General features: G+C 43.1%; 14 protein-coding genes. 11 read left to right on the plus strand and 3 right to left on the minus strand.

The annotated features are described in order from the left end of the window. Nucleotides 1-41 precede the first annotated feature (41 nt). A complete protein-coding gene (locus AC0TWI_RS19700; RefSeq protein ID WP_488128045.1) occupies nucleotides 42-791 on the plus strand; it encodes a GntR family transcriptional regulator in 750 nt (249 codons plus the stop codon). A gap of 15 nt (nucleotides 792-806) precedes the next feature. Beyond that, on the plus strand, nucleotides 807-1,475 hold the full coding sequence (locus tag AC0TWI_RS19705; protein WP_488128046.1) for an HAD family hydrolase: 669 nt from the start codon (nucleotides 807-809) through the stop codon (nucleotides 1,473-1,475). Nucleotides 1,476-1,564: 89 nt separating this feature from the next. On the opposite strand, the gene helD is transcribed toward AC0TWI_RS19705, so the two are convergent. Then, on the minus strand, nucleotides 1,565-3,901 hold the full coding sequence (helD, locus tag AC0TWI_RS19710) for an RNA polymerase recycling motor HelD (RefSeq protein ID WP_488128047.1): 2,337 nt from the start codon (nucleotides 3,899-3,901) through the stop codon (nucleotides 1,565-1,567). A gap of 388 nt (nucleotides 3,902-4,289) precedes the next feature. Between helD and AC0TWI_RS19715 the strand changes: the two genes are divergently transcribed. From AC0TWI_RS19715 to AC0TWI_RS19755, 9 genes are all read left to right on the plus strand, one after another. Beyond that, nucleotides 4,290-5,090: an SDR family oxidoreductase gene (locus AC0TWI_RS19715; RefSeq protein WP_488128048.1), complete on the plus strand. Its 801-nt coding sequence runs from the start codon at nucleotides 4,290-4,292 to the stop codon at nucleotides 5,088-5,090. A gap of 159 nt (nucleotides 5,091-5,249) precedes the next feature. Next, the gene (locus AC0TWI_RS19720) at nucleotides 5,250-7,175 is read left to right on the plus strand and encodes a BglG family transcription antiterminator (protein ID WP_488128049.1); all 1,926 of its coding nucleotides are present in this window, start codon (nucleotides 5,250-5,252) and stop codon (nucleotides 7,173-7,175) included. A gap of 15 nt (nucleotides 7,176-7,190) precedes the next feature. Then, nucleotides 7,191-7,643 (plus strand): transcriptional regulator GutM, encoded by a 453-nt coding sequence (locus tag AC0TWI_RS19725; protein WP_488128050.1) that lies wholly within the window; start codon nucleotides 7,191-7,193, stop codon nucleotides 7,641-7,643. Nucleotides 7,644-7,662: 19 nt separating this feature from the next. Next, nucleotides 7,663-8,214, plus strand: coding sequence for a PTS glucitol/sorbitol transporter subunit IIC (gene srlA, locus AC0TWI_RS19730; RefSeq protein ID WP_488128051.1), 552 nt, complete (start codon nucleotides 7,663-7,665; stop codon nucleotides 8,212-8,214). Between the two features lie 19 nt (nucleotides 8,215-8,233). Beyond that, entirely contained in the window at nucleotides 8,234-9,268 is a 1,035-nt protein-coding gene (srlE, locus tag AC0TWI_RS19735) for a PTS glucitol/sorbitol transporter subunit IIB (RefSeq protein ID WP_488128052.1), read from the plus strand. Nucleotides 9,269-9,450: 182 nt separating this feature from the next. Next, nucleotides 9,451-9,813: a PTS glucitol/sorbitol transporter subunit IIA gene (locus AC0TWI_RS19740; protein WP_488128053.1), complete on the plus strand. Its 363-nt coding sequence runs from the start codon at nucleotides 9,451-9,453 to the stop codon at nucleotides 9,811-9,813. Between the two features lie 45 nt (nucleotides 9,814-9,858). Further along, nucleotides 9,859-10,542, plus strand: coding sequence for a transaldolase family protein (locus AC0TWI_RS19745; protein ID WP_488128054.1), 684 nt, complete (start codon nucleotides 9,859-9,861; stop codon nucleotides 10,540-10,542). Nucleotides 10,543-10,584: 42 nt separating this feature from the next. Next, nucleotides 10,585-11,259: an HAD family hydrolase gene (locus AC0TWI_RS19750; protein WP_488128055.1), complete on the plus strand. Its 675-nt coding sequence runs from the start codon at nucleotides 10,585-10,587 to the stop codon at nucleotides 11,257-11,259. 361 nt (nucleotides 11,260-11,620) lie between these two features. Next, the gene (locus AC0TWI_RS19755) at nucleotides 11,621-12,394 is read left to right on the plus strand and encodes a MurR/RpiR family transcriptional regulator (protein WP_488128056.1); all 774 of its coding nucleotides are present in this window, start codon (nucleotides 11,621-11,623) and stop codon (nucleotides 12,392-12,394) included. Nucleotides 12,395-12,437: 43 nt separating this feature from the next. Here the strand turns inward: AC0TWI_RS19755 and AC0TWI_RS19760 are convergent, their stop codons facing one another. After that, complete coding sequence (locus AC0TWI_RS19760) at nucleotides 12,438-12,917, minus strand: PTS sugar transporter subunit IIA (protein WP_488128057.1); 480 nt, start codon at nucleotides 12,915-12,917, stop codon at nucleotides 12,438-12,440. A 28-nt stretch (nucleotides 12,918-12,945) separates the two neighbouring features. Next, on the minus strand, nucleotides 12,946-14,202 hold the full coding sequence (locus tag AC0TWI_RS19765; RefSeq protein ID WP_488128058.1) for an allantoate amidohydrolase: 1,257 nt from the start codon (nucleotides 14,200-14,202) through the stop codon (nucleotides 12,946-12,948). Nucleotides 14,203-14,759: the final 557 nt, after the last annotated feature.

Genomic DNA, 14,759 nt, shown 5'->3' on the forward strand with positions numbered 1-14,759 from the left:
ATATGTCAGCTTTAGTGAGTATGATGCATAGGAGAAGATCAATGACGAACGAGAAAAGCAACCTGAATAGCCCCATACTTCTATATGAACAGATAAAAGTGGCGATTAGAGAATATGTTGAGCACAACGGCCTTAAATCTGGGCACAAGATTCCGAATGAATCCGAACTATGTGACATGTTCAACGTGAGCAGGATCACAATAAGAAGGTCGATAAAGGAGCTGGCGGAAGAGAACTTTCTAGAAGTCATCAGAGGGAAAGGGACCTTCGTAAAGGCGCCGAAGAGAGATCTGCATTTGTTGAACCTCCAGGGATTCACAGAGGGGCTTTCTACGGAAGAGAATAATATTACAAAGGAAATCATCTCGAAAAACATCATTTTTAATGACTCAAGTATTTCAAAAGTTTTTTCCTATAAGCAAAAGGAATTTGTGGAATTGGTCAGACTGGTCAAGAGTGATGACGGCCCATTCAGTGTTGACTATGCTTATCTGCCCATCGATATTTATCCGGGGATAGAGCAATACATCACCGATGATGTTTCTACCTTTGCGGTGATCAGGGATAAATATAAGATCCACTTCGGCAGGGTAGAGAAGGAAATAGAGTATATCCAGCCTTCTCAGCAAATATGCGAATATTTGGGAATAAGCAATGTCAGTCCTGTCATTCTTGTGAGAAAAGTCATTTATGATACGAACGGTACACCTGTCCATTACTCAAATTATTATCTATTAGGCGATCGAATAAAGTTTTATATAGACGTCGATTACAACGAACAAAAAAACTAAAGCGAGGTTCTATAATTGATAAAAGGAATTATCTTCGACTTTGACGGTCTTATCTTCGACACTGAGACCCACCAATATCATCTGTACCAAGAGATCTTCAGTGAGTATGGAAGTGAATTGCCAATTGCCCGGTGGCAGCAGGAAATCGGCACGCAAACAGGGTTTTCACCGTTTGAGTATTTGCAGGAGCTCACCCAGAAAGAGGTTGATCAGGCGGCAATAAATAAGGACTTCAAAAAAAGGTTTCAACAAAAGCTTGAAAGTGAAATCGCAAGAGAAGGAGTCGAAGACTATCTAATGGAAGCGAAAAAGCTGAACATGAAGATAGGGTTAGCCTCAAGTTCAAGTTACGAATGGGTATCCTCTCACTTGAAGACGCTTGGATTATTCGAGTACTTCGATTGCATCAAAACATCGGACGATGTAGAGCATGTAAAGCCGGATCCTGCATTATATCTGAAAGCGGCGGTTTCCCTAGGATTGAGACCGGAAGAATGTCTGGTGTTTGAGGACTCCGCAAACGGGGCGCTTGCTGCAAAGCGGGCAGGCATGTCCTGTGTGATCGTTCCAAATGAAGTGACCTGCACAATGGACTTTTGCGAGGTGGAGCACCGAATGGATTCGATGGGGGATATGGCTTTAGGTGAAGTGATTAAGCAAATAGAAAAGAATGTAGTCCGATAACAGAATTATAAAAGGAAATCCCGCCACTTAGGAGCAGCGGGATTTTTTCATCTAAAAAAAGCATATCGATCGTCATCTATTCAATCCAATTACGCCTGGATGAAACGATCGTTCGGTACATCTTGCAACAATGGGGTCGGTTCTCCGACACTATACAATTGCAGAAAGTGCATGGCTCTTGTGCAGGCGGTGTAGAAAATTCTCCGCAGGTTTTCGTCGCCGTATACGTGTTTCGATGCATCATAAATAATGACCGCGTCGAACTCGATGCCTTTTGCTAAATACGCCGGGATAACAACGACTCCTTGTTCATACTCATTCGATCCTTTTTTCAATAGTTTTATTCCATTGATGCCAGACAAGCACTCGTATGCACTTTTGCTTTCTTCAGCCGATTTGCATATGATTGCGATACTCTTGTAGCCGGCACCTTGCAACTCTTCAACTTGAGACGATATGCAGCGATGCAGTTCTGCTCGTTCATTCAATTGTTTCAGGATAGGCAGTTCTCCTTCACGTTCGAAAGGGATGATCTGCTCTCCGTTAGGCACTAATCTTCTTGTGAATTCGACAATCGGTTTTGTGGATCGGTAGCTTCTTGCCAAATTGATCACTTCAGCCTCATTAGAGCCAAATAAACGCGTAAGTGTCCCGAAATCAACGGTTTCACTTGCATGTGAGAAAATCGCTTGATTAAAATCTCCTAACACCGTCATCCTCGCCGATGGAAATAATCGTCTTAAAAAATCGAATTGAAAAGGTGAATAATCTTGTGCTTCGTCCACAACGATATGTTTAATTGTGCGGTTCGCCTCAAAGCCATGGATGAGTTCATGCAAAAGTAAAAATGGGGTAGCATCTTCGTAGAATAATTTGTCTTCATCTAACATGGTAAGCGTTGTTTGACAAATGGCCGGCCATTCTGCTGGTATGTTTCCATCTATCCATTGTCTGATTTGCAAAGGGTCAGTAAAAAGCTGCTCATATATTCCATTCATGTCGATAAAATCATATGCTAAAATTAGTTTCCTCAACGGCTTTAATTTTTGCTGCACAATCAATTGGGCAAGTTCTTTCGGATTCATCTCATAATCTGCGGTTGCCCGCCCGGTAAGGCCATGTCTTTTCGCTAAAGCCTGGTGAGCCTTGTAATATTCCTCGTTGCTTAGCAGCTCGATTGACTCCTGAACCCACGGTTTGGAACGTTCCGTTTTTGGCAAGTCCTTTATGATTCCGATTAACCAGTCCTTTAACCTTTCAAGCCGGTTATGAAATCGAAGAGACGTATGACTATGATAAAATTCCTCTGCGATTTGCTGGCCAGTTACGATCGGTTTTCCCCTGAAGTTCACATCTTTGAAGCGCATGCCCGCAACCTCTAACGATTTCCGATACGATTCGACGGCTTCGAAGAATGTTGTTGATGCTTTGAATTGGATGCTTTCAACTCTCGCCTGATAGGAAGGGGAATGAGCAGCTGTTAATACGAATTCCAATTGGTCATAAGGATTTTCAACGAGATACTCTTTGCTTAGTCGGTGATCCAGATATTCCTGGAAAGTGACTTGTTGCATATTTTCTTCACCGAGCTCGGGAAGTACATTGGAGACATAACTGTTGAACATTGCATTTGGGGAAAATAATAAGATTTGATTAGCAGTGATTCGATCCCTGTATTTATATAGCAAGTAAGCAATCCTTTGCAAGGCTGCGGACGTTTTGCCGCTTCCGGCAGCACCATGGACGATGAGAAGCTTGCCTTGATCATGGCGGATAATCAGGTTTTGCTCCTGCTGAATGGTGGAGACAATACTATGCATATGTTTGTCTGAACCCTTGCCTAATACGCTTTGTAAAATCTCATCTCCAATTGTAAGGCTCGTATCGAACATCGATTGGATCGCACCATCGCGAATGAGATATTGCCACTTTTTCTCCAATGTGCCCGTGATGATCCCTCCAGGTGTCGAATACTGAGCCGTGCCAGGCTGATAATCATAGTAGACACTTGAAATCGGTGCTCGCCAATCGTAGACGAGGAAGGATTCGCCGCTTTCATCGGTAAGGGATGCGATGCCGATATAGATATTTTCTGCAGTTGTTGTTCCATCTTCAATGAAATCAATTCGGCCGAAATACGGAGCGCCTTGCATGCGCCGGAGTGTGGAAAGCTTTTTGGATGCCTGACTATGGATCGATTGACTTACGGACAAGGCTTGTGCCTCTTGCCTTAAGCCAATAATCGTCTCAAGATAATCGTCGAACGTATCCGTATTCACCTTAATTTCATCCCAAAAATGTTTGCGGATCTGAACCACTTCATTTTTGCGCTCTCCGGTTTCTGTCTCCATCATGTGAATCCGCTCTTTGATGATCTTCAATACATCATCCAATCTTTCCTGCTCCCGCTGAAAGTTCAAACTCATCGCACACACTCCTTAAAAAAGTATAAAAAAGGGTTGACTAATAAAAAACTCATGGTGTATAATTAAATTAGGGAAAATAGACGTATTTATTCGAATTAAGTCTATCTATATAACGATACCACAACCGCTCATTCTTTTCAATGAGTCTTTTTTTGTTTTTTCTTTTACTTATCCAGTTGCGCAGCTTATAAAGAGGAACGGAAGTGTTCCTTGCTCTCATTGGTCTTCTCACATGCTGAGAAGGCCTTTTTTGTTTTAATCACCTCTTTGCATTTTATATTGCAAAAGTCTGTATTAATTGTGCGAACGCTCTGTCGTACAGTATGAATATAGTCATTGTTCCTGATCGTTATTGCAAACGATTTCGGACAGAAGGAGGAAGATTGCGATGAATGAAGACTGGTTAGAATTGAAGGATAAGGTGGCAATCGTTACGGGCGGTGCCTCAGGAATCGGAGCGGCAATTGTGAATGCGCTATTATCTGCCGGGACAAAGGTCGCAGTAGCAGATATAAATGTGGAAAATGGGCCGAAGGAAGACGGCACGTATCATATCCGGTGTGACGTGACAAAAAAGGAAAGCGTAGATCAGCTCGTTGAGAAAACAGTTGAGCAATTCGGTACGGTTGATGTCCTCGTGAACAATGCGGGAGTCAATTTGCCTCGCTTGCTTGTCGACGACCGAGGCGAAAGACCGGAATATGAGATCAGCGAGAAAGACTTTGACTTCATGGTAGCTGTCAATCAAAAGGGAACATTCTTCTGCTCCCAGGCTGCGGCACGTGTAATGATCAAGAACAAATCCGGTGTCATCATCAATATCGCTTCTGAAGCAGGGCAGGAAGGCTCAGCCGGACAGAGTGTGTATTCAGCAACAAAAGCAGCTGTTATCGGGTTCACCCGTTCATGGGCAAAAGAATTGGGCAAATTCAATGTGCGCGTAGCAGGAGTTGCACCGGCGATTCTTGAAGCGACTGGCTTGCGTTCTGATGCGTACAATGAAGCTTTGGCTTATACAAGAGGAACGACAGTGGAAGGCTTGTCGACAGACTATAGCAAGTCGATTCCACTTGGACGTGAAGGGAAATTGACGGAAGTGGCTGATTTGGTTGCATACCTTGCTTCTAGCCGTGCCAGCTACATCACTGGAACAACATTCAATATTTCAGGCGGCAAATCGCGCGGATAAAAAAGGTCCATCCTTTTAAATCCATCAAACAGGCATGCACTGGATTGGTAAGAATACATGCTGGATAGATTCAGGGTGTTTCCTTAAGATAAGTTAGCATCCCTTTGGATGCTCGTATCATTCTTGCTTACCATTTATTTCTTTGAGAAGGTGTATGAAATGTCTGTTTCGTTAAATAATGAAAAATTAATTCAAATTCTAAGGATTTTGCTGAAAAAAGACTTTGTTTCCTTGGATGAGTTCTCTGAGCAGCTTGATGTCGGCAAACGCTCTGTCGGCTATTATATACAGCAAATTAACCAAGAACTTGAGCATGTTGCAGCAATCAAGAATAAGAGGGGCCGAGGCTATTATCTTATCGTTCATGATAAAAAAGTGCTAGAACAGATAGTGGAGGAAGCTTCTGGTCCCGATTTAAGCCAGGATAGCTTACAGACAAGGCTCGCTTTTATCATCGATAAGCTGATGAAGGAAGCAAAAACAACACTTGATGATCTCGCTGAAGAAATGAATATCAGCCGCTCGACTCTGGTAAATGATTTAAAAAAGATCGAAGTCGTCTTGGACCCCTACGGGATTGAGATCAAGGGAAAGCCGAATAGCGGCATCAGCCTTGTCGGTGATGAATTGCATCTGCGCTTGTTTATCATTGAAAACATCTATTCCTATCTATATAAAGAGTCCCCGGTTGATAAAGATGTAGAAGATGAAATTTTATCGATCGCCCGGAAATATGATTTTGATGAAGTGACGACGAATCGGCTCATAAGTACTGTTGCTGTTATCCTGGAACGTTTCCTCACTTCTCATCCAATTGAATCGCTGGATGAAAAGTACCATCGTTTGATCGGAACTGCCGAGTTTGGGATTGCGTTGGAAATGAAGGACATGCTTGTGCAAAAGTTGTCTGTTTCGCTTCCGTTGCCTGAAGTGCTCTTTCTGACCATACCGATTGCAGGAAGAAGAACGCCTACTCGCATCAGCTCAGTGTCTGACATTCCTATCTCACAAGATGTTACCACTCTTTTGAAATCAATCAGAAAGCGGATTGAGTTTGAGCTCAGTATTTACTTCGATGAAAAAGAGTTTTCAAAAGATATCGAGTACCATATTTCCTTTTTGTTGAACCGGCTGATTTTCGGGATTCAAAATCCGAACCCGCTTATCCATGAGGTAAAGGGGAAATATCCTCTTGCCTTCAAAATGGCCGGGATTGCCGGGGACATAATTGAGGAAACGATTGGAATCAGACCATCGGAAGATGAACTCGGGTACCTTGCCTTTTATTTTGAAATCTATCTATCTCAGCACGGAGTCAGAGCAAAATCCCTTCAACAGGTCGCCATTGTTTGCGGAACTGGACGAGGGACGGCAAAGTTGATCTCCATCCAGCTGCGCAAGATCATTGGCTATCAGACCCGAATCGACCTTTTCTCTGAGAAAGATACAACCGCAGAGGAGCTTTCAAATTACGACGTCGTTCTCGCGACAGTTCCGATCAACTGCCCGGTTGACGCTCCTGTCATCAGGACATCGGAAATTTTCGATGAGAAGAATTTGGCCCAGCAAATCAATAAGGCAGTGTATTTATACAAGTATGCCCAAATAGGGACCAACTTTAGCGCCTCCATCATTGCAAATCTGCTTACTCCTACAAGGTTCTTTGTCTTTGACCGCAATATTTCCTATGAGGAAGGAATCCGGCAAATGGCGGAAGCACTGGCGGATCGGGAATTTGTGGATAAGGCTTTCCCGCTTCGCTTAGCAGAAAGGGAAAAGCAGTCAACGATGGTGTATGACCGATATATTGCTCTTCCGCATACTGTCCAGTATGCATCAGACAAAATCATTCTAGCGGCGGGGGTTCTTCAGGGAGAAGAGGCAGTAAGCGGCAATGTCAGATTGATTTTCATGCTCGCCTTGCCGGAAAATACGAACCAGGATGAAGGGCTGCTTGTGAAAATTTATAACGAGATCATTGAAATTTCCCGAAATGAAAAACTCGTTTTGGAGTTGGCGGCTGTTTCGGATGTTGAACAGTTTTTGGCGCGTCTGTTCGAGTACGAGAAAGAGGCAAAGCGCTGAGAGGAGGAAACTGGAATGGCAGAAGTGTTTTTGATTGCACTGTTAGTCGGCGGGGCCTTTATCATGCAGCAATTATTGGGCTTTATACAGATTAAGCATTTTACAAAGGAATATGTCGAGCTGCGGAGAAAAGGCAAGGTCGCAATCGGCAGGAAACCAGGAAAATGGAGAGCTGGTACCGTCGTATTATTCTCCGTGGCCAATAGCGGAAGAATACTGGAAGCAAAGAAGATGCAAGGTGTGACGATTTTTTCCAGAGTGAGAAGATTGGAAGGCTTTGATGATAAGTTTTTGCAAAAGCTGACAGATGAAGATCTGGCCGGCAGCGATAAATTGCTTCAATTGGCGGTCAAAGATGCCATTCACAACTATAAAGTCGTCATGAGCGGAGGAACGATTGCTGAAAAGCCAAGTCCGCTGCGGAGCATGATGCTAAGGGCCGAGCGCCTCGTTCCTGCAAAAAAATAATACTTTTGAGGTGAGCTAAATGGATTACGTAATAAAAGCTGCGGAAGGTTTTATGAAACTCTTCCAAACAGGGGCAGATACCTTTATTGGCTGGATGTCCAGCATTGTGCCGCTAGTGCTGATGCTGATCGTAGCAATGAATACGCTTATTCAATTGATCGGGGAAGAAAGAATCAATAGACTGGCAGCCGCATCGTCGAAAAATGCGTTGCTCCGTTACTTGGTTCTTCCATTCCTGGGATCGTTCATGCTGGGAAATCCAATGAGTTTGTCATTGGGCCGATTTTTGCCAGAAAAGTACAAGCCGAGCTACTATGCTTCAGGAGCCTACTTCTGCCACACAAGCAACGGACTGTTCCCGCATATTAACCCTGGTGAGCTATTCGTTTTCCTCGGAATTGCAGCAGGAATCGAAACATTGGGATTCAGCACAGCTGAACTTGCGATCCGCTATTTGCTGGTCGGTCTCGTGATGAACTTCTTTGCCGGCTGGATTACAGACTTTACAACGCGCTATGTTGAGAAACAGCAAGGCATCAAACTCAAAGATACTGTAGACATTCATGGATAATAGACGGGAGGAAAACGAAATGGCTGAATACCGTTCCGTAAAGGTTGTGAAAGGCGGCGGGGGCTTTGGCGGTCCGCTCACCATCACTCCAACTGAAACGAGAAATAAAATTGTATATATCACCGGAGGCGGAAGCAAACCGGATATCGTTGATAAATTGGCAGAGTTGACTGGCGCTGAGTCTGTAAACGGATTTAAAACTTCGGTTCCTGATGATCAAATTGCAGTGGCCATTATCGATTGCGGTGGAACATTGCGATGCGGTATTTATCCTCAAAAGGGAATTCCGACGATCAATATTATGCCGACGGGAAAAAGCGGTCCACTGGCAAAGTTTATAACAGAGGACATTTATGTTTCTTCCGTAGGGGTAAACCAGATTACACCAGCAGAAAGCGCGGCGGTGCAGGAAAAAGCAGAAGTAAGCAAGCCGGCAGTTGCTGAAGGCCAGCAAGAAAGACAATTCAAATATAGTGCAGACAAAAAGATCATGGAAACAAAAGCAGCAGGTAAAAATCAGAGCATCCTGACGAAATTCGGTCTTGGCGCCGGTAAGGTCATCAATACTTTCTATCAAGCAGCACGTGATGGCGTTCAGACAATGTTGACATCCATCATTCCGTTCATGGCATTCGTTGCCTTGCTGATCGGTATCATCCAAGGCTCGGGAATCGGTAATTTATTCGCCCATATTATGTCGCCGCTGGCAGGAAACATTTGGGGATTGATCCTGATTGGATTTATTTGTTCCCTTCCATTCCTTTCCCCATTGCTTGGACCGGGTGCGGTTATTGCGCAAGTTATCGGTACATTGATCGGGGTTGAGATTGGAAAAGGAAACATTCCTCCAAACCTCGCACTTCCTGCACTTTTTGCAATCAACACGCAAAATGCCTGTGACTTTATCCCAGTAGGACTCGGGCTGGCGGAAGCGGAGCCGGAAACTGTCGAAGTCGGTGTTCCATCTGTCCTGTATTCAAGGTTCCTGATCGGGGTGCCACGTGTTGTCGTAGCATGGGTCGCAAGCTTCGGTTTGTATTCGGACGTTCATTAACAAGTGCGGCAAGGGAGAAGGAGCGGCTGAATACGTTTCTTCCTCCCTCTCTGTCTATAAGGCAACGTAGCCAAATGTAAGGGACCGAAGGACGGTGTCTATACATTCTACTTTCAACTGCAGTCTTTCTGAAATTTATATTTGGAGGTGAAGGCCCAAGAAGTGAATTTGGGCCAGCAAACATGACAAACATTTACGAGAATAAAATTGTGAATATCGGACCAATGGCTGGTGATTTTGCTGAAGATAAAATGCTGATCCTGTTTGGAAGCGGAGCACCTGCTGAACTAAAAGACTTTTGCTACATTATTGACGTAAAACCTGTCGATGGGGAAATCAAACCCGGCCAAGGCCTCTACGTCGATGGCAGCCGTTATGAAATTACAGCTGTGGGCGATGTAGTAAAACAGAACCTGGAGAATCTTGGCCACATCACAATCCGCTTTGACGGGGCAACAAGTGCGGAATTGCCAGGCACTCTTTACGTAGAAGACCAGCAGCTCCCTGAATTCAATGCTGGTACAGAAATTAAAATCGCCGATTGAGCTGCATCTGTCAGTGCTACGAATACGCAATGAAGGGGAATGAGGATGAGATTCTATATTGATTCTGCAAACGTTGAAAAAATAGAGAGATTGGCCGAGTATTATCCTGTGAGCGGGGTAACAACAAATCCAACCTTAATTGTTAATGAAAAACGTCCTTATTTGGAGGTTTTGCAGGAAATCCGTGCGATTATCGGCGATGAGAAAGAACTTTTTGTCCAAGCATTGGGTGAAACAGCTGAAGAGATTCATAAAGAAGGCCACCATGCCGTGAGTAAGCTTGGAGGCAATGTCGTGTTAAAGGTGCCTGTATCGGAAGAAGGGATCAAGGCGATCAAAATGCTCGCTGCCGACGGGATCCCGACGCTTGCCACAACAATTTATACTGCATTCCAGGCATTGATGGCAGCCGAGGCAGGCGCCAAATATGTGGCTCCGTATGTAAATAGGATCGATAACTTGTCAGGCGACGGCAATAACGTTGTGAAAGAAATCGTTCAGTTGTTTACAGTCTATGATTTGCCATGTGAGGTTTTGGCGGCAAGCTTTAAAAACGTAAGACAAGTATATGATTGCGCATTGGCTGGAGCCGAATCAGCAACAATTGCTCCGGATATCTTTGAAAAGTTAATCGACTTTCCAAGCACAAAAGCAGATATAGCTGTTTTTAAACAACAATGGCAAAATCTATACGGTGAAACGTGCCAAAGTCTTCTAACAACGGAATGAACAGCGGGCGGAGCAGATCATTAGAAAAGTGAGGTAAGCTGATTGATAAAAGGAATTATTTTTGACTTTGATGGTTTAATTTTTGATACAGAAACTCACCAATATAACGTATTCCAAGAGATTTTCAACGAACATGGAAGCGACCTGCCGATCGAGCGATGGCAAGAGGAGATCGGGACACACACCGGCTTTTCCCCTTTTCACTATCTGGAAGAAAAAGTGAAAAGGGCCATCGACCATGACCGCATCTCGGAAGACTTCAGAAACAGGTTTTACACAAAGTTGAAGAATGAAAAGGCGCGGGAAGGCGTCGAAGACTATTTGATTGAAGCTAAAAAGCTGAACCTGAAAATCGGCCTTGCTTCCAGCTCCAGCTATGAATGGGTCTCCACCCATCTTAAAACTCTTGGGATTTTCGACTACTTCGACTGCATCAAAACATCAGATGATGTCGAGCACGTGAAGCCGGATCCTGCACTGTATCTGAAAGCAGCCGATTCCCTGGGGCTTAGTCCGGAAGAATGCTTGGTGTTCGAGGACTCCGCAAACGGGGCGCTTGCTGCAAAACGAGCAGGCATGTCCTGTGTTATCGTTCCGAATGAAGTAACATGCACAATGGACTTTTGCGAGGTGGAACATCGGATCAATTCGATGGGGGATATGACCTTAGGTGAAGTGATTGAGCATGTCAAGATGATCAAAAAGACCGGATGCTGAAAGTGCATCCGGTCTTTTTGTGTTGTCGGAGAATGTCCATTTTATTCTGTTTGTTAAAGGGTAGGGAAAATAGTCGATATAAATCGTGGGTTGCGTTTTTGTGATGAATTGGCGAGAGGCGTGCGCAACCGGACAGCGGAGATATCGATAACAACTGTTAACACGTCGGATACATCAGCCATTCAGTAAACAAAAAGGTGACGGGGAAAGCCAAATCCAAATCTTCTCTTCCTCTTTACAGACAATGGAAGGCTGTGGATACCCAGCTACAATCTAAAGGCAAAATAGAGTGTGCTATAATTATAGTCATAATTATCATTGTGCTAGGGTAGGAGTTTGTTATAACGGGGGGATTACGATTATGAATTTAGAAGCGTTGATTAACAAGTATTATAACGATTTAAACGAAAATGATCTCCACGTGATCAGTTATATCAGTCAAAATATCCAGATATGCAAAGATAAGACGGTGACGGAGATATCAAAGTATTGTAACGTGTCTCCTTCCACTATTATTAGAACAACGAAAAAATTAGGCTTTGATGGATACAGTGAATTTCGCTATTTTTTAAAAGAAGAGGCCGAAAGGATAAAAGAGGCGAAAGTAGCGAGTGATCAATATTTTAGCAGCTCTGTTTTATTAAAAGATGTAAAGGAAACAATCAAGCTTTTTGAAGAGGATAAAAGCCTTGAAAAGATTTATACATTATTACAAAATTCGAGGAATATATTTGCCTATGGAACGGGATACGGGCAGAACTTGATGCTGAAGGAATTTTCAAGATGCTTAATGAACAACAATATTTTTATAAATATCATCCCTAGTAAAACGGAACTCGAATTAATTTCCCATACGATTACTTCCGAAGACTTCCTGATCGTGACCTCTTTATCAGGAAATATGAATTCGATAGATTCGATGATAAAAAATATATCCGTGAAGCAGGTTCCCATGCTTTCGGTTACCGTTTTTTCGAGAAATGACCTCGCTTATTTAGCGGACTATAATCTTTATTACCAGGTTTCCAATCTGAATAAAGTGAACCAATTAAATGATACATCTTATTGTACCTTGAATCTCGTACTCAGCTTACTGTACGAAGGGTTTACGAACTACGTCAGGAGCATTGAATAATGTAAAGGAGGGTTATCCGTATGCGATAACCCTCCTTCTTTGTTTACTTCACTTCGATTGATAAAACGACTGTGTCTCCATTTGCCTCTCCGTAATTGAATACGATGTTTGCAACTTTCTCCATGTTTGTGATGATAAGAGGTGTAATGGACGATTTTGCTTTTTCGTTGATAAGGTCCATATCAAAGGAAATCAGCTTTTGGCCGACACTGACTTTGTCCCCAGCCTGTACAAAGCTTTCAAAACCCTCACCAGACAGATTGACGGTATCTATCCCGATATGCAGCAAAATTTCAAGGCCGTTGTCCGATTTGATTCCTACAGCATGCTTAGTCGGGAATACTTGTATAATTTCTCCTTTTATCGGAGCATACAGATTGCCTTCCGAAGGATTGAATGCCATGCCGTCTCCCATCATTTTTGAAGCGAATACTTCATCCGGAACTTCAGACAAAGGCAGTGCGGTCCCGATAATAGGGGATTTAAATTCGATCTTTTTATTCTTTTTGAAAAGGCCTAACATCGGCTCTCCTCCTAGGGGTATTGGATTATTACTTACACAGTTTGTGAACGAGCTCCATCATGACATTGATGCCTTTTTCAATATCCTCGTAGTCTGTCCATTCATTTGGATCATGGGATATCCCGTCTTTGCTCGGTACATAAATAAAATTGGTTGGGGCAAAATCCGTCATGATCATAGCGTCGTGGCCCGTTCCATTGTTGATGATCGTATACGTATAGCCCAGTTCTTTACAAATGTCTTCCATAAGATCGACATTTTCTTTCACCATTACACTAGGCGGTGTCGGATTGCTGTAGCCGATGCGGGCCATCTCGATCAATTCAATGTTTACATTGGTTTCTTCTTGAATCGATTTAATTTCAGCTAATAACAGCTCTTTTAAATCAACCTTTTTAAGCGTTTCTGCGTCGAATGTTCTGATTTCCACTTTGGCTTGTACATATTCAGGTACAAATTGGTGCGAATTTGGTGAGATTTCCATTTCCCCTACCATACCTGCAATACCAGAACCTAAAGATTTTACAACCTTATTTACTGCCAGTGTGAATTTAGAAGCCGCAAGCAGGGCATCTTTTCTCGTATCCATCGGCGCTGTAGAATCTGCCAGTTTTCCGTGGAATTTTACTTTGTAGCGTCCAATTCCAGGCAGATATTCAACCAGTCCGATATCGAGGTTGTTGTTGTCAAGGACAGGTCCTTGTTCGATATGAAGTTCAATGAAATTCTTAATTGAGCCTTCTTCACGTTTCGCAGCCTGTAAATCAGGAATCAGTCCATATTCTTTCATGGCTTCTCTTTTCGTTAAGCCATGACGGTTTTTAACTGTGTCGAGCTCTTTCTCTGTCAACGTGCCAACCATCGCTCGGGAGTTTGAGACCCCGGTGCCGGGCCCAAATGTTTCTCCTTCTTCCGCATTCATGGCGATCATTTCGATCGGAAACTCGTGCTCGATGTGATTTTCATGGAAAACACGGAGGATTTCCAATGCTGCAATTGTACCGGCAACGCCGTCAAACGCACCTCCATTTACAACGGAATCATAGTGAGATCCAATCATGACGACTGGAGCATTCGGATTTTTCCCTTCCCGGCGGCCGAACATGGTTGAAAATCCATCTTCCCAAACCTTCAAACCGATTTTTTCCATCTCATTCTTCAAATATTCTTTTGCCAGTTTATCTTCTTGAGAATAGGAGAATCTTGTTACCCCATTACCTGGTGTAGATGTAAACGTTGCCAGCGTTTCGATGTCTTTTATAATTCGTTTCAGATTTGCCTTCATATCTATCATTCCTTTCAGATGCATGATCAAATTCTGTCCGCGCTAATCGTATCACTGGCAATATGGGTGAACAATAGAAGGCAGGGATTCAGGTTCTATAATCTCATTTTGAATAAATCTTCATTTTGATAAAAAATGACCTGCAAATGAATTGCCGGCACTTATGCATTTTACGCCTCACAATACGAACGAATGTGCCTTAGGGAAATCCTCATTTTCGTGCCGGCAGGGTCCCGAAAACGATATTCACTTCAAAGAAAATAAGGGATAATTTGTCTGATTTTTTATTCACGTTATGGATGAATGTTCAAAATTAGACGAACGGGTTTAAGAGTTGAAAGCGTATTGTTCGCTCTTTTTTAACATGTTACGATGAATCCAGTTCGAAATGAAAGGGTTTGCCTAGCCAAATGCAGCAATCTCTAGAGAGATTTGTCTAGTGGTATATGTTTCCGGAGACATATGCCAACAGGAGGTTTAGAATTTTATACAGATAAAATAACAGGTAGATTCACATTTCAAATGAATGCAATTTAATTCTCTTTTATGTGGGGGAA

It is taken from the genome of Lederbergia sp. B243.17, from assembly GCF_057657925.1.

Coding starts and splice junctions, on each gene's coding strand:
- AC0TWI_RS19700 (WP_488128045.1), top strand. CDS start 42: ATGACGAACGAGAAAAGCAACCTGAATAGCCCCATACTTCTATATGAA.
- helD (WP_488128047.1), bottom strand. CDS start 3,901: ATGAGTTTGAACTTTCAGCGGGAGCAGGAAAGATTGGATGATGTATTG.
- AC0TWI_RS19715 (WP_488128048.1), top strand. CDS start 4,290: ATGAATGAAGACTGGTTAGAATTGAAGGATAAGGTGGCAATCGTTACG.
- AC0TWI_RS19720 (WP_488128049.1), top strand. CDS start 5,250: ATGTCTGTTTCGTTAAATAATGAAAAATTAATTCAAATTCTAAGGATT.
- AC0TWI_RS19725 (WP_488128050.1), top strand. CDS start 7,191: ATGGCAGAAGTGTTTTTGATTGCACTGTTAGTCGGCGGGGCCTTTATC.
- srlA (WP_488128051.1), top strand. CDS start 7,663: ATGGATTACGTAATAAAAGCTGCGGAAGGTTTTATGAAACTCTTCCAA.
- srlE (WP_488128052.1), top strand. CDS start 8,234: ATGGCTGAATACCGTTCCGTAAAGGTTGTGAAAGGCGGCGGGGGCTTT.
- AC0TWI_RS19740 (WP_488128053.1), top strand. CDS start 9,451: ATGACAAACATTTACGAGAATAAAATTGTGAATATCGGACCAATGGCT.
- AC0TWI_RS19745 (WP_488128054.1), top strand. CDS start 9,859: ATGAGATTCTATATTGATTCTGCAAACGTTGAAAAAATAGAGAGATTG.
- AC0TWI_RS19755 (WP_488128056.1), top strand. CDS start 11,621: ATGAATTTAGAAGCGTTGATTAACAAGTATTATAACGATTTAAACGAA.
- AC0TWI_RS19760 (WP_488128057.1), bottom strand. CDS start 12,917: ATGTTAGGCCTTTTCAAAAAGAATAAAAAGATCGAATTTAAATCCCCT.
- AC0TWI_RS19765 (WP_488128058.1), bottom strand. CDS start 14,202: ATGAAGGCAAATCTGAAACGAATTATAAAAGACATCGAAACGCTGGCA.